This is a genomic window from Gottfriedia acidiceleris, assembly GCF_004138285.1.
Lineage (GTDB): Bacteria > Bacillota > Bacilli > Bacillales > Bacillaceae_G > Gottfriedia > Gottfriedia acidiceleris_A.
This window is the reverse complement of record NZ_SCFN01000003.1, coordinates 161,856-183,526: the sequence shown is the minus strand read 5'-3', so window position 1 is coordinate 183,526 and position 21,671 is coordinate 161,856. Positions and strand designations below refer to the sequence as shown.

The window sequence follows — 21,671 nt, the reverse complement described above, 5'->3', positions numbered from 1 at the left end:
GCCGAGCTTATATATCACTATTCATTTTGATTTGCAGTTAGGACATCCATTTTTATGCCAAAAATTTAAAATTAGAACTTTGAAAATGAATTATTACGAATTCTTAATATAAGAATTAATTCTATGAATCTTGAAAAGTCAACTTAATAAAAGTAGATAAAATATCTTTATTTTCTATTTTTTTCTAATGTTAAAATAATAGTGTTTAAAATATTTTTGCGAAAATGGAGGTCAAGTATGAAACTTAATTATGAAATTAACTTGGATGATTATATTGAATTTAATTTACATCATTTAAAACACTCAAAAACTGTACAAAAGTCATTAATTAATCAACGAATTGCTGTGAGTTTAATCTATTTAGTAATACCATTTTTAATTTCCTTTCTTTTCAAACAACCGCTTTTTGGTTATTTACTTGCCTTTTCGTTAGCAGCCATTCTTTGGTTCATTTATTTTCCAAAGTATTTCTACCGTTCATCAAAAAACAAAATGATTAAGCATTTAACTGAAAAAGACGATCAATCATTATTCGGCGAACATTCTCTAAAGGTAGATGAGAATGGGATCAAAGAAATTACACAATCAAGTGTCCATGAAATAAAGTGGAATGATATAGTTGAAATAAAAGGAACGAAGAATTACTTTTATATTTATTTTACAAGTATGCAAGCCATTGTAGTGCCACTAGAAGCAATAAAAGATGACATGGAGAGATTATTACAATTCTACAGAAAATATAATATTCAAGTTTTATATTGCTAGTTGAATATTGCATTCTGTTCTCTAAGAGTTCAAGTTATTTTAACTTGAACTTTTCAGAGTGTTGAAATATATTGTAGTCAATATTGAAAAATACAAACATTAGATGATTTTCTATGAAAAAAGAGTATATTTATTATTGTTTTATCTGTGATCTTATTGATAAACAAGTGATTTTGGTTGATTTTTAAATGTTTTAACTAACTTGCAAAAATTAAAATATTTTCTTTTTTGACAATCAATATTTTGTAAAGATGTGTAAGTCGTCATCATAAGTTACAATTTGATTAAAAAGGATAATTCGTTATTTCAATTGACTATTCTATTGTTTTTAAGATTATTATTTTTTTATAAAGAACTTGATTGGAACGAAAGGGTGCTCGACTCCTATGGGAGAAGCGGGAAGACTGAGACCCCACAGGCGGCGCCGAGGAGGCTCAGGTCTAGCCCCATGGAAAGCGAGCACCCTGTAGTGGAAATCAATATGACACAACTTACTTATCAATGATTAATCCAATAATTTAATTGACAAATTCTTTTTTCAACAGCATGAATGGTTCAAGTTATTTTAACTTGAACTTTTTTATTGTTACGATTCATTCTTAATCAAGAAAGAAGAATTATGATAAAATGTAAAAAAGGAGGGTACTCACTTGGAGAATTGTATAAAGGTATCAGTTCGAACGCTAGTTGAGTATGCTCATACAGCGGGAAGTATCAATGTAACATATAAAAGTTCAGTTTCATTAATTGAAGGAACAAAGGCACACCAAAAAATTCAAAGAGAATACGGTGAACAGGATGTAAAAGAACGGCCCATATCTGGCACCATAACATTGGATCAATTGGTGTTTCAGATAGAAGGCCGTTGTGATGGATTATTACTTAAGGATGATCAATTTATAATAGAAGAAATTAAATCAACAATGAAGGATTTGAATGAAATAAATGAAGATTCATATCCTGTTCATTGGGCTCAAGCAAAAGTTTATGGATATTTTATTTGTGAAGAATTACAGCTTGAAAAGATTACACTTAGACTTACATATATAAATATTTTAACTGAGCAAAAAATAAGCTACGATCTTTTGTTTACAAAAGATGAATTAACAAATTACTTATACAAAATGCTAGAAATTTATTATCCTTTTGCAAAATGGAAATACGATCATATTGAGTTAAGGAATCAGACAATAAAAGAATTAAATTTTCCCTTTCCTTCTTTCAGAAAAGGTCAAAGAAAGTTAGCGGGTGCGGTATATCAAACGATTCAGGAAGGTAATAATTTATTTGCTGTAGCACCAACCGGAATAGGAAAAACGGTTTCAACTATATTTCCAACTGTTAAAAGTATTGGTGAGAATAGTATCAATCGAATGTTTTATTTAACTTCTAAGACGATTACTAGGACTGTTGCTGAAGAAGCATTTAAGCGCATGACTGATCAGGGACTTTGTATAAATTGTACGACGATTACAGCAAAAGATAAAATTTGTTTTAAAGAAGAGACGATGTGTCAAAAGGATTATTGTGAATTTGCCAATGGTTATTATGACCGGATAAATGATGCTGTTCTAGATATTCTTTCATCGGAAAAAGCGCTAACTAGGGAGAAAATAGAAGAATATGCACGCAAACATACAGTTTGTCCATTTGAATACTCATTAGATTTATTAAATTCTTCAGATGCTATTATTTGCGATGTAAATTATATTTTCGACCCTAGGGTATCGTTAAAACGATTATTTGATGAACATAAACGAAGTTCAGTTTTATTAATTGATGAAGCACATAATCTAGTTGATCGTGCAAGAGAAATGTATTCTGCGAGTCTATTCAAATCTAAATTTTTAGAGTTAAAAAATAGATATAAAAATTTAAAAGATGAACTTTATGCGATAATAAATGAAATAAATAAGCGATTTATTGAATTAAGAAAGAAATGGAAGGACGTTGTAACTCCAGTTTCAAAGGAAATAGATGGGGATTTACTAGAACTTCTACATACATTTAATGAAATCGTAGAAATAAAATTACAGGAAATGGATGAAGACGAAAATAAACAACTTCTACTTGATACTTATTTTGAGTCACTCAATTTCGTCAAAATGGCAGAGTTTTTTGATGAAAATTACGTATGCTACTATGAACTATATAAAAGTGAAGTTCATTTAAAGTTATTTTGCCTAGATCCTTCTAAAGTAGTAAATGACATAATAAAAAGATTTCGCTCTACAATTTATTTTTCAGCTACTTTAACGCCAATACAATATTTTCAAGATATGCTTGGTGATCAAAGTCGCGATTATACTATTTCAATCGATTCTCCTTTTCATAGGGAACAACTAGAAGTTACAATTGATCCTCTATCAACTCGATATCAAGATCGTGAAAGAAATTTAGAAAGATTAATTGATTCGGTGTATAAAGAGATTACGAAAAGAAAAGGTAATTATTTAGTTTTTTATCCGTCATATCAATATTTAATTCAAAGTGTTGATTTATTTAAAAAGAAATACCCTAACATAAAAACAATTGTTCAAGAAAATGGTATGACTGAAATTGAACGAGAAGAGTTTCTTTTACAGTTTGATAGTCTAAATGAGGAAACGTTAGTTGGTTTTGCTGTTTTAGGTGGTATATTCTCTGAAGGGATCGATTTAAAGGGTGATCGATTAAACGGTGTCGTAGTAGTTGGTGTAGGATTGCCGCAGATTTGTTTAGAAAGAAATATTTTAAAAGAGCATTTTAATTTGGTTGGAAAAAATGGGTATTATTATGCATATGTCTTTCCAGGTATGAATAAAGTAATGCAAGCGGGTGGAAGAGTTATTCGATCTGAATCAGATGAAGGGACTTTATTACTAATTGATGATCGATATAAGAGCGCGCTTTATCAAAGTTTATTACCTGAAGAATGGAAATGAAAAGCCAATAATTAAATAGCTCAAAAAAAAAGATTGATAATTATCAGAGTTTTTAATATACTTATCAATATAATTTAATATTCTTATCAAGAGCGGTGGAGGGACTGGCCCGACGAAACCCGGCAACTCTAGTGAAAACTAGAAAGTGCTAAATCCTGCAGGTGAAAAACCTGGAAGATAAGAGCGATATGTATATTTTGCGGACATAACCACTTCTTATTTTTTAGGAAGTGGTTTTTTATTTGACTAAAATGGGGGATTTATAATGACTAACACAAAAGAGGCTTTAAACACGAATAAAAAATCGATTGAAACGGTAGCTGTTCATGGAAGTAAAGGTTATGATCCATTAACTGGTGCGATTAGTTATCCAATTTATCAATCAGCTACGTTTAAGCATGCAGGACTTCATCAATCGACTGGATATGATTATGCAAGATTACAAAATCCAACTCGAGAAGAAGTTGAAAATACTGTTGCAAAATTAGAAAGTGCAAATTATGGAGTTGCATTTTCAACAGGAAATGCAGCCGTTACTGCAGTATTAAGCTTATTTAAAAAAGGTGACCACTTAATTGTTTCAGATGATTTATACGGTGGTACATATCGTTTATTCGAAGAAATTTATTCGCCATATGGACTTGAGCATAATTTTGTTGATACTACTGAAATTGAAAATATACTTGATGCACTTAAACCGAACACAAAAGGAATTTTTATTGAAACACCATCAAATCCAATGATGAAAGTAACTGATTTAAAAAGAGTAGTAGAGATTGCAAAAAAACGAGATATTATTGTGATCGTTGATAACACGTTTTTAACACCTTATTTCTTTAGACCAATTGAATTAGGGGCAGATGTTGTTGTTCATAGTGGAACAAAGTATTTAGGTGGCCATAATGATACACTTGCTGGTTTTGTCGTAACTAATTCAGAATATACGAATGAAAGAATTCGTTATTATCAAAAATCAACAGGTGCAACATTAGCTCCATTTGACTCATGGTTAATCTTAAGAGGAATTAAAACATTACATTTACGTATGGAATACAGTCAAAAAAATGCGATTGTACTTGCGAAGTTTTTAGAAAATCATCCGAATGTTACTGAAGTATATTATGTAGGGTTACCAACGCATAAGGGGTATTCAATTATTAAGGAACAGGCAACTGGATTTGGTGCAATGATTTCATTTAAAGTGAAAGATTTAAGTTTGGTTGAACAGGTTTTAGGAAGTGTAAAAGTAATCACATTCGCAGAAAGTTTAGGTGGAGTTGAATCGTTAATTACTTATCCACATACGCAAACTCATTCAGAAATGCCAGAGGAATTTAAAAGAAAGCTTGGTCTAGATGACCATACATTACGTTTATCAGTAGGAATTGAACATATTGATGATTTATTAAACGACTTAGAAAATGCATTGGGGTGATGAGGATGCAATTTGGAACTAAATTAATTCATAACGGAAACGAAATTGATCAGGCAACAGGTGCATTAAGTATTCCGATTTATCAGACTTCAACATTTCATCAGTTTGATATAGAGAATTTTGGTAAATACGACTACGCGAGAAGTGGAAATCCAACAAGAGAAGCGTTAGAAAATACAATTGCAAAATTAGAAAATGGTGTGCGCGGTTTTGCGTTTTCATCAGGGATGGCTGCAATTTCATCAGTATTGTCTTTGTTTTCAGCTGGAGATCATATAGTCATTTGTGAAGATGTTTATGGAGGAACATTTAGAATAGCGACAAAAGTATTAAATCGTTTCGGAATCGATTTTACTTTCGTAGATGCTTCTAATATACAAGAGATTAAAGCTGGAATAAAGCCAAATACAAAAGGACTTTATTTAGAAACACCGTCTAACCCTCTTTTGAAAATTACTGATTTAAGTAGTGCAATCAAAATAGCAAAAGAAAATGACATACTTGTCATTGTAGATAATAGTTTTTTATCACCATATTTACAAAGACCATTAGACTTAGGAGCTGATATTGTCGTTCATAGTGCAACAAAATTTATTGCAGGTCATAGCGATGTAATCGGAGGGTTAGCGGTCGTAAATTCGGAAGAACTTGCAAATGATTTATACACAATCCAAAATTCATTCGGAGCTATTTTAGGACCTCAAGACTGTTGGCTTACATTAAGAGGATTAAAGACCCTCAAAGTTCGTATGGATGCATATGAACAAACTGCATCAAAATTAGCAAACTGGCTTTTAGAACAAGAAGAAGTTGAGGATGTTTATTACCCAGGACTAAAAGATCATCCTGGTCACGATGTTCATTTTGAGCAAGCTACTGGAGGAGGAGCAGTTCTTTCATTTACACTAAAAACGATTGAACAAACGACAAGTTTCCTTCAATCAATCGAAAATGTTGCAGTTGCAGTTTCACTAGGTGGAGTTGAGACAATTGTTTCATATCCTGTAAAGATGTCTCATGCTGCAATACCGCTCGATGTTCGTGAAAGATTAGGAGTTAAAGATACATTGATAAGAGTGTCCGTTGGTTTAGAAGATATTGAAGACTTGATTGCAAGCTTCCAAAAAGCATTAAATGCAGGAGTAAGAGAAAAACAAGAAGTGCAAAGAATAGGGAACACGAATAATTAGAATGGAGAATCTTTCTTAGAAACACGAACAAAATATAACCTATATTAAAAATCCCACAATGGAATTTCTGTGGGATTTATTTATTTTATATTTTTTAATTTTGCGTTTTTGAAGATGCGTACATTCGATGTGTGCTTTTTAAGTAGTATAAATGATTTTGATTTACATGACTATGAAAGGAATATTTCCCCGTCACCAATTTCCTCTTGAATTACCTCAGATGCACCAATAAGCGCCAATGCGTTCCCAACTAATTGAATTGAATCTGAAAGTACGATTTTTCTTTGTAACTCAAGTAAATCTTTTTTATCTGAAGTGAACAATTGCTTAGAAACGTGAAAAGCTAGGGAAAATTGACCAGCTGTACCAATCCACATTCCCGATAAGATATCTCTTTTCCCTTGAAAGATTGGGTCTTTGTCAATCGTGTATAATTTTGATAATGTTATCGTTTCATATAATTGTGCAACTGCTTTAACCCATGTTACAGCAACAATTTTTTTCTCAAGACTCGATTGTAATTCCTCATCTTCTAAATTAGTTTTCTGATAATGATCTTTACCATCCTTTTCCTTAATATTTTCTTCAAGCATATTTTCCATCTCCAATATAAAAAATCTGTTATTTATATAACTATTCAACTTAGTGTGAATGTGATTCTATCTAATAGGGTATTTTCGTATTTCAAAAAGTAACTTTTAGTTAAATTAGGATGAAATAATAAAATTGTTTAATTATAAATAGTCTGATGTCAAATTAATTAATTATCAAGTTTGAATTGTCTAAAATTGGATGAAAAAAGCTGATTGACATATGGTGATTTCTAATGAAAAGGTTTCACTTTGTTTATAAACGAATATTTTTTCGAAAAAATACAAAAAATGTTCGTGTTTTTACTTGAAACGCATTCATATTGATGGTATTCTATTTTAGGTTGATTAAATGAAATAATTTAAACCTTATTTGGAGGTATATATAGATGTATGATGTTATCGTTGTTGGAGCAGGACCTGCTGGAATCTTTACTTGTTATGAATTAACTTTAAAAATGCCTAATGCTAAAGTACTACTTGTTGATAAAGGACATGATATATTCGCAAGACATTGCCCGATTTTACAAAAGAAAATTGAAAAATGTCCGCCTGCTGCAGGTAAAAAAGAATTTTCAGGTTGCTTACCAGCTTGTTCAATTACAAATGGTTTTGGTGGTGCTGGAGCATATTCAGACGGAAAATTTAATATTACAAGCGAATTTGGTGGATGGATGACAGATTACTTATCAGATTCACAAGTAGTAGAATTAATCAAATACGTTGATGAAATTAACTTAGAACATGGTGCGACTGAATCGATTACTGATCCTTTAACAGAAGAAGTAAGAGATATTGAACGTCGTGGTTACGCAGCTGGACTTAAATTATTACGTGCACAAGTTCGTCATTTAGGAACGGAACAAAATTTAGAAATTCTAAAAAGCATTTATGAGTATTTAAAAACGAAAATAGATATGAAGTATAAAACTGAAGTAGAGGACTTATTAACTGAAAAAGTTGAAGGTACTCATATCATTAAGGGGATTAAATTAAAAAAAGGTGAAGAATTACATGCTGAGAAAGTTGTAATTGTACCTGGTCGTGATGGCTCAAAATGGTTAACTGATGTTATGAAAAAACGTCGTTTAAAAATGTCAACGAATCAAGTTGATATTGGCGTTCGTGTTGAAACTTCAAACGTAGTAATGGAAGAAATCAACAAGCACTTATACGAAGGAAAATTTGTATTTAATACTAGCGTGGGTACAAAAGTCAGAACATTCTGTAGTAATCCGTCTGGACATGTAGTAGTTGAAAATCATTCAGGAATTATGACTGCTAATGGACATGCTTATAAGGATCCTAAATTAGGAAGTCCAAACACAAACTTTGCCTTATTAGTATCGCATCAATTCGCAGAACCATTTGATAAACCAAATGAATATGCGCACGAGGTTTCACGCCTTGCAAACATGCTTTCTCACGGTGGAGTAATCGTACAAAAATACGGAGATATCTTAAAAGGTCGCCGTTCGACTGAAAAACGTATTAAAGAAGGCTTTTTAGAACCAACTTTAAAAGAAGCAGTACCAGGTGACTTAGGATTAGTTTTACCATATAATACAATGAAAAGTTTAATTGAAATGGTAGAAGCATTAAACCACGTTACACCAGGTATCGCTGCAGAACATACACTTTTCTACGGCGTAGAAGCAAAATTCTATTCAGCACGACCGAAGCTAAATGACCACTTTGAAAGTGAAATCTCTGGTTTATATCTAGGTGGAGATGGAGCAGGAGTTACTCGTGGTTTAGCTCAAGCAAGCGCATGTGGCGTATGGATCGCGCGTGATATCGTTACAAAAATCGGAAGCAAAGAAAAAGAATTAGTTACCGTTTAATGCTTAATAAATAAACCTCTAGTGCATTGTTAAAGCATTAGAGGTTTGTTTTGTTACACTAAACAATTCATTAGACAATTTTTTGCTTTAATAAAGATTTAACGAGACTTTTTTCAAGAGGTATAATTTAATTAAAAACTAAAAGGTTGGAGATATATTGAAATTAAAACCTAAATATAAAACTTGGATTCGTATTTATAAACTGCTTATATTTCTAGTGATTTCACTCATTTTACTTTCGGTAACAATATTACCTGTTAACACATATGTACGAGTTTTATCAGGAATTTTAGCGGTGCCATTTCTATATATAACATTTATACTTTCTTATTCTGTGTACCAATTTGCACCAATTGGAGGGAATTATCAGACAAAAATTCATGACTTAATTATGTCCAAAGTGAAGTTGGATGGAGACGGAACACTTTTAGATATTGGTACTGGCAGCGGTTCGCTAATTATTAAACTCTCAAAGGCTTTTCCTACGTCTGTATTAACTGGAATTGATTATTGGGGGGACAATTGGGAGTATTCAAAAGCGCAATGCCAGCAAAATGCAAAAATAGAAGGTGTTTCTCATCAGATTCATTTTCAGAAAGCAAGTGCTTCAGAACTCCCTTTTAATGAGAATGAATTTGATGTAATTGTAAGCTGTCTTACATTTCATGAAGTAAAAGATCAAAGTAATAAAACAGATGTAATAAAAGAGGCATTAAGAGTATTGAAACCTGGTGGGAATTTCGTCTTTTTAGATTTGTTTATGGATGAAAAAATATTTGGTGATGAAAAGGAGCTTTTAAACGACTTAAAGAAATATGGTTTATCCGAATTGAACAGCTCTAAACTTAGTAAAGAAATGAAATTGCCAAAAATTTTATTGAACAAAAAAGTATTAGGAAATGCGGTAATTTTGAGTGGAAGGAAATAAGAGTTTACTTGATTTGGAGGGGTGGAATTATTGAACTTTACATATGAATTATCTGGAAGAGGTTGGGCAGTTGGGAAAATTGAAGTGAATTCAAATGTAATAAATTTTACTACAAGTTATTTAAGTAATCCATTGTTGGACATGTTAAATGCATTGTTATCACTAATACCAGAATGCGTACCGTATCCTTTAAAACAGACGAGTTTTGAATGGTATGATGAACCAGGGGGATCTACTTGGAAATTAGAAAGGATAAAGAGTTCCCAATTGTCGATTGAAATAGTGTATTACGCAGACGATCGTAAAAGTAAAATTGTTCAACAGATGAAAGAAGTGTGTAATATAGTTGATTTTTGTAGAACAGTTGTAAATGCATTAGAAAAACTTTTGAAAAAACATGGAACAGATGCGTACAAAGAATTATGGGTAAATGATGAGTTTCCTATTAATAAATTTCATATGTTAAAAGAGTATGTAAATAAAAACAAATAGTTGATTTTATTGAGGAAGAAGGATTAGCAGAATTAAACATAATACAAATCTAAATGAGGTGAAAACAATGGATACTTGTGCAGATGTTTTAATTGTGATCGATTTACAAAATGGTGTATGTTTCAACGGCGAGCATTTATTTGAATTGCAAAATTTAATTAGTAAAGTAAATAAAAGAATCTCATTATATAGAGAATTATGTAAACCAATTATATTTGTTCAACATTGTGATGAAGAATTAGTACCTGGTGAAGAGCTTTGGGCTATAAATCCAAATCTAGATGTTCGAGAAAAAGATTTTTTCATAAATAAAATACATGCAAATTCTTTTTTTAAAACGAACTTAAAGAATCTTCTAGATCAATTAGCAGTACATAGAATAGAATTTTGCGGCGCTCAAACTGAATACTGTATGGATGCTACAATTAAATTTGCACATGGATTAGGTTACGAAAACTTCATGGTAAACGGAGCGACTTCTACATTAAATAATCCATTTATGTCAGCAAAAGAGACAATTGATTTTTATGAAAAAATGTGGAACCATAGATTTTTAAATTTCATAGAAACTCAAATCTCAGAATAACGGATAAATACTAAGGTTTCTTAGCAAAAAATTAAACAGCTTTAGTTTAAAGAGACAAAACGAGAAATACTCTCTAGGACTATTTAAAAATCTAGTGAATATAATTTAGTAGATTTGAATAGAAGTGGGGGGATATAAATGAAAAGAGTTGCATTTTGCTTCTTCTGTTTCTTTTTGTTGTTTTTATCTAATGTATCGACCTCAAATGCAACATCGCGCTATTTAGATCAAATAGATAAGAATAATCGTAAAGAAGTTCATTATTATGTTAAGAAATCAACGGAGATTGTTGAACAAAAAGAATTTAGTTTAACAAATAAGGACCAAAATACAAACGAAAATGTAGTGGCAATAGCTGTAAAATACGATACAGTTAGAGATCGTTTCTTTAAAACAGCGAATTATGATACGTATTTACTGGATGAAAAAACAGGAGAAATTCTAGATCCAGGAAAATTTGTTTCATCGAAAATATATGATGAATTCATAAATCAACATAAAAATGATGGAGAAAATGATTTTAGATGGAAAAATTCATTAATCGTTTTGGCATTAATATTTATTACAATCATAATCATTCCAATCTTTGCTTCTAAATTAAATGAATAATTCGAAGGCTGTTTCGGCAGTCTTTTTATTATGCTAAATAGAAGATTGATTGAAGAAGGAATATTATTAGATTGAAATATTGTTCAACTAGTAGTACTTTTAATAGAAAATATGTTAGGAGATTAGAAAATGATCCAGTCAATCGTTCATATAGCATTAGTCGTAAAAGACTATGATGAAGCTAAAGCGTTTTATACGAAGAAACTTCATTTTAATTTAATTGAAGATACATATCAGCCTGAACAGGATAAGAGATGGGTAGTTGTAAGTCCACCTGGTTCTTCTGGAACGACTATTCTACTTGCAAAGGCATCGAAACAAGAGCAAGAGCCTTTCATTGGCAATCAAGCTGGTGGGAGAGTTTTTCTATTTTTAGGAACGGATGATTTCTGGAGAGATTATGACGAAATGATTTCAAAAGGAATTGAGTTTGTAAGAGAACCGAAAGTACAAGATTATGGTACGGTTGCAGTATTTAAGGATTTATACGGAAATTTATGGGACTTAATACAATTCAGTGTCAATCATCCGCTTGCAAAAAGAATAAAATAAAACTTAATTTATTAATATTAATTAAGTAATTGCAGTTAAACTCCAGAATAAGATTTTATTGGCACTATTAAATTGAATGTTGATCTTTTATAAAGTAATAAGAGGAACCTTCATTTTGTCGAGGGTTCCCCAATCTTCTTTATTAATTTCACAAACATTATAAATGGAATAAATGCATAAATAAAAATACAATTGGAGGAATTAATAATGATGGTAGAAGATTTAAAGTATTACATTTCTTAATCCCCAATATACTTAGGCCTGACGCTATAATTAATATACCTCCTACAATCGTCACTTCATTTAGAAGATCATTGCTTAAGGAATTCTTCATTAGTATTGCAATTAAATAGATTGAACCCTGCCATGTAAATAAAGCGATGCCAGCAAAAATGATTCCAATCCCAAAAGTGGATGCTAAAACAATCGAAGTAATGCCATCCAACGTACCATTTGCAAGGAGGTACGTATAGTCCCCTTTTAACGCTGCTTCTACTGGTCCTAAAATCGATAATGTTCCAATACAAAATAATAAAATAGCAGTTGATAACCCTTCAGCCAAATTACCTTTAGAATATTTATTAACTAAACTATTAAATCTTGATTCCAACTTGAGTTTTTGCCCAATTAATCCACCTATGGCTAAACTTACAATAAAAAGCACTGGATATTTGCTGGAAGGCAAATGTTGTACTAGTGAGTTTATCCCTAAGCCCAAAGCTACTAATCCCATCGCCTGCATAAGGATTTCATGATATTCTTCTTTTATTCCTTTTTTAAAGATACTTCCAATCATGCTCCCGGCTATAATCATCAATGTGTTAAAAATCGTGCCAAACATAATTCCATTTCTCCTTTTATTAATAGTATATTAATAAAAAATAAACCCTCTAGTAACTAGAGGGTCAAGTGAGTTTTTATCATTAAGTTTACTCGTAAGGTAATAAAATTTCCGTGACATACTTTTCTTTATCGTTGGTAAAGCCATAATCAATAAGTGTAATTTCAAAGGAATCGTCTAACAGTTCATAATTGTGATTTTTCATATAGGTCAACAATTTTTTATAATAACCAACAGCATCAATATGTGTACCTTTAAATCGAACTCTCAAATAGTTTCTTGATGGAATAAGAATGGAGGTTGGAGGTATATGATCACCATCTTCAAGTATCATGAAAATACTAGAATATTTATCAAAAACATTTTTCTTCAAATTAGGAGCCGAGATCGAGATTCCAATTTTCCCTAAAAAAATTTCCTCATTAATGCCAAAACTGTTCCTTAATTTTGTAATAGGTAATTCAATATCGTCGCCTATAACGTAATCATGGCGTAAATATGCTACGTGCATTTCGGGAAGTGTTATTTCCGATATTTTATCTAAAGGTGTACTAACAGCATCTTCAATTTGCAATAGGCGGCGTGATATTTTCGTTTCAATAATCTCCAATTCATTCTTTTTTTTGGCAACTTCATCTTTTTGTTTTTTTAACATATCAACAAGTGCATCAATTTCCCGGTAATTAAAAAAATCTATAATTTCGTTTATTGGTAAATCTAAAGCCCTCAAATATTTTATTGAGTTCAACCTTTCAAACTGCTGTGTAGAATAATATCTATAGTTGGTCTTTTTATCGATAAATTCTGGACGTAAGAGCCCAATCTGATCATAATACCTAAGAGTCGCAATTTTGACTTGGAATAATTTTGATACTTCACCAATTGTAAAATACTCTTTCATTTCTTAAAAACTCCTCGATTTGCCATGAAAATGATATTTCTTATTATCAAAAATTCTTTAATTTCAATGATCTCCAAATTGTTATTTGATAAATGTAATTACTTTCCCGAATGATTGTTGTAATTTAAATAATACATTCAATTCAGATCGTCATCAATAATCTACATTTACATTTATAAGAAACCTTTAATTAAACTGTTCTATGAAGGAAATCAGAAAATTCAATTATCAAAAATTGGATGGTTAATGATAATATAAGAAAATAGAGAGTAAATTTGTAAATTCAATCAATTAATGCTAAGTAGGAGCAGATAAAATGGAAAAAGAGATTTATTTAATTAGACACTGTGAAGCAGAAGGACAGCCATATGAGGCGAATCTAACGAAGCGAGGTATAATACAGGCTAAGCATTTAGGTGATTTTTTCTCAAAGATTAAAATTGACCAAATTATTTCAAGCCCTTTTTTTCGTGCAATTCAATCAATTGAACCGACGAGTAATGAAAAGAAAATAGATATTGTTCTCGATGAGCGACTGTCTGAACGTAAGCTAAGCTCGATTGATTTACCTGACTGGCTTGAAAAATTAGAAGCCACATTTGAAGATATGGAATTGAAATTTGATGGTGGCGAATCAAGTCAAGAAGCTACTAATCGTGCAATAAGCGTAATAGATGATATCATCAAAAGTGAAAATCAAATTACAATCGTTGTAACTCATGGAAATTTGATGTCTTTAATTTTAAAACAGTTTAACAAAGAATTTGGTTTTGAGAATTGGAAAAAATTAAGCAATCCTGATATTTATCTTTTGAAGTGTAAGAATAATGAGTTTGATTGTAAACGTTTGTGGGATGTTGAATAAAAAAGTTGGTACCAAAAGATTAAATTCAACTAAGCAAACAAATTATTAAATTAAAAAGAACACTACTTTTTTAGTTATTCAAAAACTGTAGTGTTCTTTTGTATATATTTATTAGGGCATATTTTAAATTTTGAATTTAATATTTATCCTTTAATAACAAGAGTTTCCCATCCATCATAATTACCACCGAAATGCTCTGAAGTTTCGATTAAGAAATCAGTTAGTTCATCTATGCTATCTAAATCAACATGATCTATTCTGGAAATACGTACGGTAAATTCATACTCCTCATCTAAATCTTCATCAATATTTGAATACTTTTCTTCAAAATTAAAACCTTCTTTTGCTATTTCTCTAATAAACTCATTAATCTTTATTTCATCATTAAATAGAATGAAATGTTCGACTTTACGAGGTGATTTTAATTTGTCACCTGATTTTTGTAATTGCTCAATTAATTCAGCATTGCTTATATGCTGAAGATGGTATTGATTTGGATAAAGAAAGTCGAAATAATATTCCCATTGTTCCTCTTCGTCAATACCATACACTTCAAATTCGTAATCATTCGCTTCAATGATTTGATCAGCAACTTCAATAAGCATTTTAGGATCTTGTTCCGAAGTATAATAAACAAGTTCTCTAAAACCATCAGTCGTAATTCGTCCAACATTAAGGTAAAGTTTTGGACTAATTCGTTTATCAATATCCTTATTAACTTTTTCTAAAACTTTTAATTCATGTTTACTAGGAAAACCTCGTTCGTCTGGATTTTTTAATTGTAGTTTTATACAAACAACAGTTGGATAATCTTCAATGTTTACTTCTTCAGTAACTTCCATATCTAATACTACAGTAGCAGGTTTATCATTTATATAACTAAAATACGCATTCCAATACTCAGACATTTATATTTCTCCTAAATTATATATAAGATTTATGACTTTTATCGCTTTACACGAATTTCTAATTCCTCAAGCTTAAGTGACAATTTTTCTTCATCAATATTAATTTTTAAATCCTCAAATGTATATTCAGCAAAATGAGGTATATCAATTGTAATGGCAGAAAGCTCTTTACTAATAAAAGTAGAGTCCTTACCAGCTTCTAATTTCTTTTTGTAGCGATTAAATTTTGAATCAAGATTTTCCATATTCTCATACAATTCTTCAACTGAGTTATAAAGTTGAATTAATGGAATAGCCGATTTTTCTCCTACTCCAGGGCAACCAGGAATATTATCACTAGAATCACCTAATAATGCTTTTACATCAACCCACTGTTTCGGATGGATACCATAATCATTATTGAAGTGCTCTAGGGAGTATACAATTTCACCAGTTTTTTGGGCAATGATTTGAGATGTATGCTCGTTTATTAATTGTAGTAAGTCTCGATCATTACTATAAATATAGCATTTATTTTTAACAGAATTAGACCAATTATTTGATAAGGTACCCATTAAATCATCTGCTTCATATGGTGCCATTTCTAGTTGAGCAATACCGATTTCTTCTAATGCTGTTTTTAAAGTGAAATATTGTTCGATAAGTGGCGTTGGTAATTCTCCACGAGTTGCTTTATAAAAATCATATTTATTACGACGATCAGTTTCTTCACGTTTTACATCCCAAGTAATTGCAAGATGAGTAATGTCATGCTCTTTAATTAAGTTAAAAAGCTTTGGAATAAATACTCTTAATGCATTTATATAAACGCCATCTTTCGTCTTAGAAAGTTGTTCATCACTTCTACCATAAGAAGTTGCAAAATAACCTCTACTTAATAAGTTAAAGCCATCAATTAATAATAAAGATTGATTTTCCATTTTATAAATCACCTAATATCTATATATTTAATATAAAAATGATAGCATATCCTACTGAAAATGATAACTAGTGTATTACTGCCAATTACAATGTAAGAACCAATGTTAGGAACATTTTATTTCATTCATGTAAATTGACATAAAACTTTCATTAGAAAATTGAATTTTCTGTTTATTTATTAATTAACTTTTAATATAATGGAATTTATATAAAAAAAATGCAAAGGGTAGGTAGTAATATGGAGAAAGTAAAAAATACTGTTAAGATTGAGGATATTTTAGTTGCCTATAATACGTTAAAAGAAGTTACGAATAAAACACCTTTGCAGATTAGTACAATGCTTAGTGAAAAATATGATTGTAACGTATTTTTAAAGCGAGAGGATTTACAAATAATCCGCTCATTTAAGCTTAGAGGAGCATATTACAAAATTAGCAACTTGTCTTATGAAGAAAGACAAAAAGGGGTTGTTTGTGCAAGTGCAGGCAATCATGCTCAAGGAGTGGCGTATACATGTAATCAATTGCAAGTGTATGCGAAAATATTTATGCCATCAACAACACCAAATCAAAAAGTATCTCAAGTGAAATTCTTTGGTGGACCATTTGTTGAAGTTATATTAATCGGTGACACCTTTGACATTGCACATCAAAATGCACAAACTTATTGCAATGAAAATCAAATGACATTTATTCATCCATTTGATGATCCAGATGTAATTGCAGGTCAAGGTACTGTAGCAGTTGAAATTTTAAATGAAATTGACCGTCCAGTAGATTATCTATTCGTAGCAATCGGCGGAGGTGGATTAAGCTCTGGAGTTGGAACATACATAAAAGGAATTAGTCCTTCAACTAAGGTGATTGGCGTAGAGCCGATGGGTGCTGCTTCAATGGCCGAATCGATTGCAAATGGAAGAGTTGTAACTTTACCTTTTATTGAGAAATTTGTTGATGGAGCAGCGGTTGGCCAAGTTGGATATTTAACTTATGAAATCTGTAGAGATGTACTTGATCAAGTTGTCGCTATTCCAGAAGGTGAGATTTGTACAACTATTTTAGAGCTATATAATAAAAATGCAATAATTGCAGAGCCCGCTGGAGCTATGTCTGTATCAGCTTTAGAATTATTTAAAGATGAAATAAAAGGAAAGAATGTCGTTTGCATCGTATCTGGTGGGAATAATGATATTGACCGACTTCAAGAAATAAAAGAAAGGTCTTTAATTCATGAAGGACTAAAGCATTATTTTATCATCAACTTTCCACAACGATCTGGCGCTTTACGTGAATTTCTTGATAAAGTATTAGGACCAAACGATGACATAACGAGATTTGAATATACAAAGAAAAACAATAAGGACAATGGGCCAGCACTAGTTGGAATAGAATTGGCCAATAAATCCGATTACAAAGCATTAATTGAGAGAATGAATTGTCATGAAATTCAATTCATGGAAATAAACAATAACCCAACATTGTTTAATTTACTTATTTAGACTTTTCGGATTGATCTCATTAAATAGTATAGTGAAAAAACCTACAAGGAATTAATTCCCTTGTGGGTTTTTGAATTTCTCGCAAAAAATACAATATACAGTACAATGTATACTTTCCGGAATTGTTCATCAACGAGTAGTTTATGTATTTCGTGCAAACTTATATTCCTGAAAAAAATCAACACTCTAAAATTAAATAAATAATTTCTAAATGCTCTTTAATTAGCCAAATTCTTTTTTATATTTATGGATCATGTCTCTTGACATAATAAATTAGTTAAAATACAATATTTCTAGAAATACTGAAATAAGTACTGGTCTTTGAGAGGGGGTTAAAGTGGTGAACGATGATATTGCAGTAAAGGTTTATAAGGCACTAGGAGAATCAACTCGATTGCAAATTGTTAAAGTACTTGCTAAGCAATCTGAATTAGCTTGTTCAGAAATGAAAAATCAAATAAAAGTATCGGCCAATTCTACATTGACACATCATTTAAAACCATTACTTGATTGCGGTTTGTTAACAGTCCGCAAAGAAGGAACCTTCAGATACTATAGTTTACAACGAGAAGTTTTGGAAAAATATGCACCCGCTTTACTTTAAAAATAAAGCGGTATAATTTTACTTTCTATTTCAGTATTTATAGAAATACCGAATAATTTAAGGGGGAATTGAATATGAGTTTAATAAGCAAAGATGATACTAGTTGGGGAAAATTAGAAAATGGTCTAGAAAGTAAACTTTTTGAACCAGTAAAAATAGGTGCTTGGAATTTACGTAGTCGTACTGCAATGGCTCCATTAACAAGAAGTTTTGCAGATGATCAAACAGGTGTAGTTGGAGAAGATGTAGTTGAATATTATCGTAAACGAGCTGCAGATGGCGTAGGTTTGATTATTTCTGAAGGAACAGTTATTAGTCCACGTGGTAAAGGTTACCCAGGTATTCCAGGAATTTATTCGGAGGCTCAAATTAAAGCTTGGAAAAAAGTAACTGATGCTGTTCATAAAGAGGGTGGCACAATGATATCACAAATCTGGCATGTAGGACGCTTATCTCATCATGAGCTTGCTGGAAATATGCCACCACAAGCACCATCAGCCATTCCTGCAGAAGGATTAGTTTCTCGTTTTCGTAAGCCATATGATATACCTGAAGAAATGACTACCCAGGATATTAAAGAAGTAATCAATCAATATGCTCAAGCTGCTAAAAATGCGATTGAAGCTGGTTTTGATGGAGTCGAAATTCACGCTGCACATGGATACTTAATCGATCAATTTAATTCAGATATTACAAATCATCGTACAGATCAATACGGCGGTGATCTTCCACAAAGATTAACTTTCATGAAGGAAGTAATAAAAGCAGTTATAGAAGCCATTGGTACTGAAAGAACGATGATTCGATTTTCTGCTCATAAAGCTGATATTCCGGGCTATATGTGGGAAGATCCAGATTACGCAATTCGTACATTCATTGAAGCATTCAAAGAAGTTGGCGCAACTTTATTGCACCCATCAATTATGCAATTTGATCGTATACTTGCAGATGGTAAAACGATGCATCAGCTTGTTAGAAAGTACTGGGATGGAATTATCGTTGGAGTAGGAACGTTAAATCCTGAAATGGCAGAAAAAGCGATCGTTGAAGGAACAATTGATGTTGCCGCGTTCGGGCGTCCTCTAATTTCGAATCCAGATCTTTTACATCGATTGAAAAATGGTGAAGCAATTGAAGAATATGATGTTAAAAAGCATCTGAATGTTCTAATCTAAGTTTAGATTTTTTAGTAGATAGAAGGAAGGGAGCTAATCATATAGCTTCCTTTTCTAAAATCCGATATTTCGGTATTTGTAGAAATATCAAATTATGTTGAAAGGAATTAATTTATGACGAATAAAGGAAAAATTTATATTTTAGCAATGATTAGTTTTTTAGTTGGAACTTCACAATATGTTATTTCCGGAATCTTAGATAAAATGGCCAATGAATTAGGTATTTCGATTGAAGCTGCTGGACAACTAATTACGGTGTATTCATTAATCTATGCGATCGGTACACCGATTTTAATGGCTGTATTAGCTAAAATGGAACGCCGAAAATTACTTCTATTTTCTTTAAGCGTATTTATTTTAGGTAATTTATTAGCAGTAATTGCACCTGGTTACGGTTTGTTTATGGTTGCGCGCATTATAATGGCGTTAAGTGCAGGAGTTACTGTTGTAACAGTACTAAGCTTGGCTGCAAAGATCGCACCAGCAGATAAAAAGGCAAGTTCAATTGCCACTGTTGTCATGGGATTTACAGCTTCACTGATCATTGGGGTCCCAATTGGCAGATTTATAGCAGCTGCCTATGATTGGAGATTCGTCTTTCTTGGAGTTGCAATATTCGTTTTAATCTCTTTAGCAGTTATCGTTAAGACAATACCACAAACAATGGGTGATCAACCGATTCCATTATTGCAACAAATTTCACTGATTAAACAACCAAAAATTGCATTAGCTTTATCGATTACTTTTTTCTTAATGAGCGGATATGGAATTGTATTTACGTATTTATCACCGTACCTCATTCAAACTACTAAGATGAGCGATCACGTTTTAAGTTTTGCTTTATTAATACTTGGTATAGCAAGTTTATTTGGATCTAAATTCGGAGGATTCAGTGCAGACAAGTGGGGAATTTCGCTTACTTTAAAACGAGGACTAGTACTTAATATTTTATCGATTTTATTATTATCTCTCATTTCTAGTTCAATCAATACAGTGATTATTATCCTTACATTATGGTCATTTTCTGGTTGGTCATCTGGTGCAACACAACAATTTAATTTAGCAACAATTTCGCCTAAATCATCTGATGTTTTATTAGGTTTGAATCAATCAATGATGCAATTAGGCTTTGCATTTGGTGCAGCAATCGGAGGGCTTGCAGTCAGTCAATTGTCCATCCGTTCAATTACATGGATGGGTTCAATTCCTGTTTTTGTTTCTTTAATCATAACATTTGGATTATCACGTTATTTAATGAATGAAAAGAAAGTTAGACAGGGTGTTGGCACACAAATTAGAGCCTAAATGGACGAATTTATAATTGAAACAAATTTTATTACTTAGTTTTGTGAAAAAATAATTTATATTTTTATGGGGCTGTCTTAAGTGTTGAGTTAATTGACAAATAGGCGCCCCTTTTTAATGTATAAAATAGATTGTACGAGTGTTTTGGAATCATTATTTGAGCTAAATCCAGGATTTTTTATTTTAACGATCTTTTTTAGAGAAAATAAGTAATTAGGTAATTTTTTATTTTATTTGCGATTCTTTGGTATTTAATTGTGGTTTTGCTAATTTTAATTGCAGTTTTCATATTTTAATTGCAGATATGCTAAATTTAATTGCGTTTTTCGAAAATTATTTGCAGTTCACTGTTTATTTGTAGGAATTCATCATTTATTTGTACTTCTCAACTATTTATTTGCAACCCAGACTTAAATCGACATGATTCTCCTTCACTCCCTTTTTAACCACTAGATGTTTTACTAAAAAAACAAATTGAATAATATTCGAATTATATGAATTTTTATAATAATTTAAATTCAACCTTTTTCGAATAAATTTTGAATAAAAGTATTCCTAATGCATTGTAACCGATTTATAATTGAATTCGGAAAGCCTAAACAATACATAAAAAATTTTCTTTTACAAAAATGGAAAATAATAAAACGATAATTTTTTATATTTATTTAATAATAAATAATAGATATAAAATGGGGGCTTACTCCTTTTAGATAAATAAACTTAATTAAGGAGCTGGTA

20 protein-coding genes and 1 riboswitch are annotated in these 21,671 nt (G+C 31.2%); of the genes, 15 read left to right on the top strand and 5 right to left on the bottom strand.

What is annotated here, in order from left to right; all coding sequences use genetic code 11:
- Positions 1-237: 237 nt before the first annotated feature.
- From EP747_RS06135 to EP747_RS06115, 4 genes are all read left to right on the top strand, one after another.
- Positions 238-765: a YcxB family protein gene (locus EP747_RS06135; RefSeq protein ID WP_129689002.1), complete on the top strand. Its 528-nt coding sequence runs from the start codon at positions 238-240 to the stop codon at positions 763-765.
- 650 nt (positions 766-1,415) lie between these two features.
- Complete coding sequence (locus EP747_RS06125; protein WP_129689001.1) at positions 1,416-3,689, top strand: ATP-dependent DNA helicase; 2,274 nt, start codon at positions 1,416-1,418, stop codon at positions 3,687-3,689.
- Between the two features lie 80 nt (positions 3,690-3,769).
- Positions 3,770-3,873, top strand: a riboswitch (SAM riboswitch).
- A gap of 81 nt (positions 3,874-3,954) precedes the next feature.
- Complete coding sequence (locus tag EP747_RS06120; protein WP_129689000.1) at positions 3,955-5,124, top strand: trans-sulfuration enzyme family protein; 1,170 nt, start codon at positions 3,955-3,957, stop codon at positions 5,122-5,124.
- A 5-nt stretch (positions 5,125-5,129) separates the two neighbouring features.
- Positions 5,130-6,314: an aminotransferase class V-fold PLP-dependent enzyme gene (locus tag EP747_RS06115; RefSeq protein WP_129688999.1), complete on the top strand. Its 1,185-nt coding sequence runs from the start codon at positions 5,130-5,132 to the stop codon at positions 6,312-6,314.
- Between the two features lie 170 nt (positions 6,315-6,484).
- Here the strand turns inward: EP747_RS06115 and EP747_RS06110 are convergent, their stop codons facing one another.
- Complete coding sequence (locus tag EP747_RS06110; RefSeq protein ID WP_129688998.1) at positions 6,485-6,907, bottom strand: hypothetical protein; 423 nt, start codon at positions 6,905-6,907, stop codon at positions 6,485-6,487.
- A 386-nt stretch (positions 6,908-7,293) separates the two neighbouring features.
- On the opposite strand from EP747_RS06110, the gene EP747_RS06105 reads away from it, so the two are divergent.
- The 6 genes from EP747_RS06105 (at position 7,294) to EP747_RS06080 (ending at position 11,915) form a co-directional block, all read left to right on the top strand.
- Positions 7,294-8,748, top strand: a complete 1,455-nt coding sequence (locus tag EP747_RS06105) for an NAD(P)/FAD-dependent oxidoreductase (RefSeq protein WP_129688997.1) — start codon at positions 7,294-7,296, stop codon at positions 8,746-8,748.
- A gap of 154 nt (positions 8,749-8,902) precedes the next feature.
- On the top strand, positions 8,903-9,676 hold the full coding sequence (locus EP747_RS06100) for a class I SAM-dependent methyltransferase (protein ID WP_129688996.1): 774 nt from the start codon (positions 8,903-8,905) through the stop codon (positions 9,674-9,676).
- A gap of 30 nt (positions 9,677-9,706) precedes the next feature.
- Positions 9,707-10,168, top strand: coding sequence for a hypothetical protein (locus EP747_RS06095; RefSeq protein WP_129688995.1), 462 nt, complete (start codon positions 9,707-9,709; stop codon positions 10,166-10,168).
- 67 nt (positions 10,169-10,235) lie between these two features.
- On the top strand, positions 10,236-10,754 hold the full coding sequence (locus EP747_RS06090) for a cysteine hydrolase family protein (protein WP_129688994.1): 519 nt from the start codon (positions 10,236-10,238) through the stop codon (positions 10,752-10,754).
- A gap of 138 nt (positions 10,755-10,892) precedes the next feature.
- A complete protein-coding gene (locus EP747_RS06085) occupies positions 10,893-11,363 on the top strand; it encodes a hypothetical protein (protein ID WP_129688993.1) in 471 nt (156 codons plus the stop codon).
- A 129-nt stretch (positions 11,364-11,492) separates the two neighbouring features.
- A complete protein-coding gene (locus tag EP747_RS06080) occupies positions 11,493-11,915 on the top strand; it encodes a VOC family protein (protein ID WP_129688992.1) in 423 nt (140 codons plus the stop codon).
- Positions 11,916-12,072: 157 nt separating this feature from the next.
- Here EP747_RS06080 and EP747_RS06075 read toward each other — a convergent pair whose 3' ends face one another.
- Entirely contained in the window at positions 12,073-12,756 is a 684-nt protein-coding gene (locus EP747_RS06075; RefSeq protein WP_129688991.1) for a DUF554 domain-containing protein, read from the bottom strand.
- 88 nt (positions 12,757-12,844) lie between these two features.
- Positions 12,845-13,657 carry a MerR family transcriptional regulator gene (locus tag EP747_RS06070; protein ID WP_129688990.1) on the bottom strand — a complete coding sequence of 271 codons (813 nt, stop codon included), beginning with the start codon at positions 13,655-13,657 and terminating at the stop codon, positions 12,845-12,847.
- Positions 13,658-13,973: 316 nt separating this feature from the next.
- Between EP747_RS06070 and EP747_RS06065 the strand changes: the two genes are divergently transcribed.
- Positions 13,974-14,522 carry a histidine phosphatase family protein gene (locus EP747_RS06065; RefSeq protein WP_129688989.1) on the top strand — a complete coding sequence of 183 codons (549 nt, stop codon included), beginning with the start codon at positions 13,974-13,976 and terminating at the stop codon, positions 14,520-14,522.
- Between the two features lie 143 nt (positions 14,523-14,665).
- Here EP747_RS06065 and EP747_RS06060 read toward each other — a convergent pair whose 3' ends face one another.
- Both EP747_RS06060 and EP747_RS06055 read right to left on the bottom strand, forming a co-directional pair.
- Positions 14,666-15,430: a DUF695 domain-containing protein gene (locus EP747_RS06060; RefSeq protein ID WP_129688988.1), complete on the bottom strand. Its 765-nt coding sequence runs from the start codon at positions 15,428-15,430 to the stop codon at positions 14,666-14,668.
- A gap of 38 nt (positions 15,431-15,468) precedes the next feature.
- A complete protein-coding gene (locus EP747_RS06055; RefSeq protein WP_129688987.1) occupies positions 15,469-16,350 on the bottom strand; it encodes a 5'-3' exonuclease in 882 nt (293 codons plus the stop codon).
- Positions 16,351-16,589: 239 nt separating this feature from the next.
- Between EP747_RS06055 and ilvA the strand changes: the two genes are divergently transcribed.
- The 4 genes from ilvA (at position 16,590) to EP747_RS06035 (ending at position 20,933) form a co-directional block, all read left to right on the top strand.
- Positions 16,590-17,849 carry a threonine ammonia-lyase IlvA gene (gene ilvA / locus EP747_RS06050; protein ID WP_129688986.1) on the top strand — a complete coding sequence of 420 codons (1,260 nt, stop codon included), beginning with the start codon at positions 16,590-16,592 and terminating at the stop codon, positions 17,847-17,849.
- Positions 17,850-18,189: 340 nt separating this feature from the next.
- Entirely contained in the window at positions 18,190-18,453 is a 264-nt protein-coding gene (locus EP747_RS06045; protein ID WP_084006945.1) for an ArsR/SmtB family transcription factor, read from the top strand.
- 74 nt (positions 18,454-18,527) lie between these two features.
- On the top strand, positions 18,528-19,628 hold the full coding sequence (locus EP747_RS06040; RefSeq protein ID WP_129688985.1) for an alkene reductase: 1,101 nt from the start codon (positions 18,528-18,530) through the stop codon (positions 19,626-19,628).
- A gap of 114 nt (positions 19,629-19,742) precedes the next feature.
- Positions 19,743-20,933, top strand: a complete 1,191-nt coding sequence (locus tag EP747_RS06035; protein WP_129688984.1) for an MFS transporter — start codon at positions 19,743-19,745, stop codon at positions 20,931-20,933.
- Positions 20,934-21,671 lie beyond the last annotated feature (738 nt).

What these genes read in the sequence shown, in the direction of transcription:
- EP747_RS06115 (WP_129688999.1), top strand. Translation starts at nt 5,130, where the DNA reads ATGCAATTTGGAACTAAATTAATTCATAACGGAAACGAAATTGATCAG.
- EP747_RS06090 (WP_129688994.1), top strand. Translation starts at nt 10,236, where the DNA reads ATGGATACTTGTGCAGATGTTTTAATTGTGATCGATTTACAAAATGGT.
- EP747_RS06060 (WP_129688988.1), bottom strand. Translation starts at nt 15,430, where the DNA reads ATGTCTGAGTATTGGAATGCGTATTTTAGTTATATAAATGATAAACCT.
- EP747_RS06110 (WP_129688998.1), bottom strand. Translation starts at nt 6,907, where the DNA reads ATGCTTGAAGAAAATATTAAGGAAAAGGATGGTAAAGATCATTATCAG.
- EP747_RS06065 (WP_129688989.1), top strand. Translation starts at nt 13,974, where the DNA reads ATGGAAAAAGAGATTTATTTAATTAGACACTGTGAAGCAGAAGGACAG.
- EP747_RS06040 (WP_129688985.1), top strand. Translation starts at nt 18,528, where the DNA reads ATGAGTTTAATAAGCAAAGATGATACTAGTTGGGGAAAATTAGAAAAT.
- EP747_RS06055 (WP_129688987.1), bottom strand. Translation starts at nt 16,350, where the DNA reads ATGGAAAATCAATCTTTATTATTAATTGATGGCTTTAACTTATTAAGT.
- EP747_RS06070 (WP_129688990.1), bottom strand. Translation starts at nt 13,657, where the DNA reads ATGAAAGAGTATTTTACAATTGGTGAAGTATCAAAATTATTCCAAGTC.
- EP747_RS06085 (WP_129688993.1), top strand. Translation starts at nt 10,893, where the DNA reads ATGAAAAGAGTTGCATTTTGCTTCTTCTGTTTCTTTTTGTTGTTTTTA.
- EP747_RS06120 (WP_129689000.1), top strand. Translation starts at nt 3,955, where the DNA reads ATGACTAACACAAAAGAGGCTTTAAACACGAATAAAAAATCGATTGAA.
- EP747_RS06080 (WP_129688992.1), top strand. Translation starts at nt 11,493, where the DNA reads ATGATCCAGTCAATCGTTCATATAGCATTAGTCGTAAAAGACTATGAT.
- ilvA (WP_129688986.1), top strand. Translation starts at nt 16,590, where the DNA reads ATGGAGAAAGTAAAAAATACTGTTAAGATTGAGGATATTTTAGTTGCC.
- EP747_RS06075 (WP_129688991.1), bottom strand. Translation starts at nt 12,756, where the DNA reads ATGTTTGGCACGATTTTTAACACATTGATGATTATAGCCGGGAGCATG.
- EP747_RS06035 (WP_129688984.1), top strand. Translation starts at nt 19,743, where the DNA reads ATGACGAATAAAGGAAAAATTTATATTTTAGCAATGATTAGTTTTTTA.
- EP747_RS06105 (WP_129688997.1), top strand. Translation starts at nt 7,294, where the DNA reads ATGTATGATGTTATCGTTGTTGGAGCAGGACCTGCTGGAATCTTTACT.
- EP747_RS06135 (WP_129689002.1), top strand. Translation starts at nt 238, where the DNA reads ATGAAACTTAATTATGAAATTAACTTGGATGATTATATTGAATTTAAT.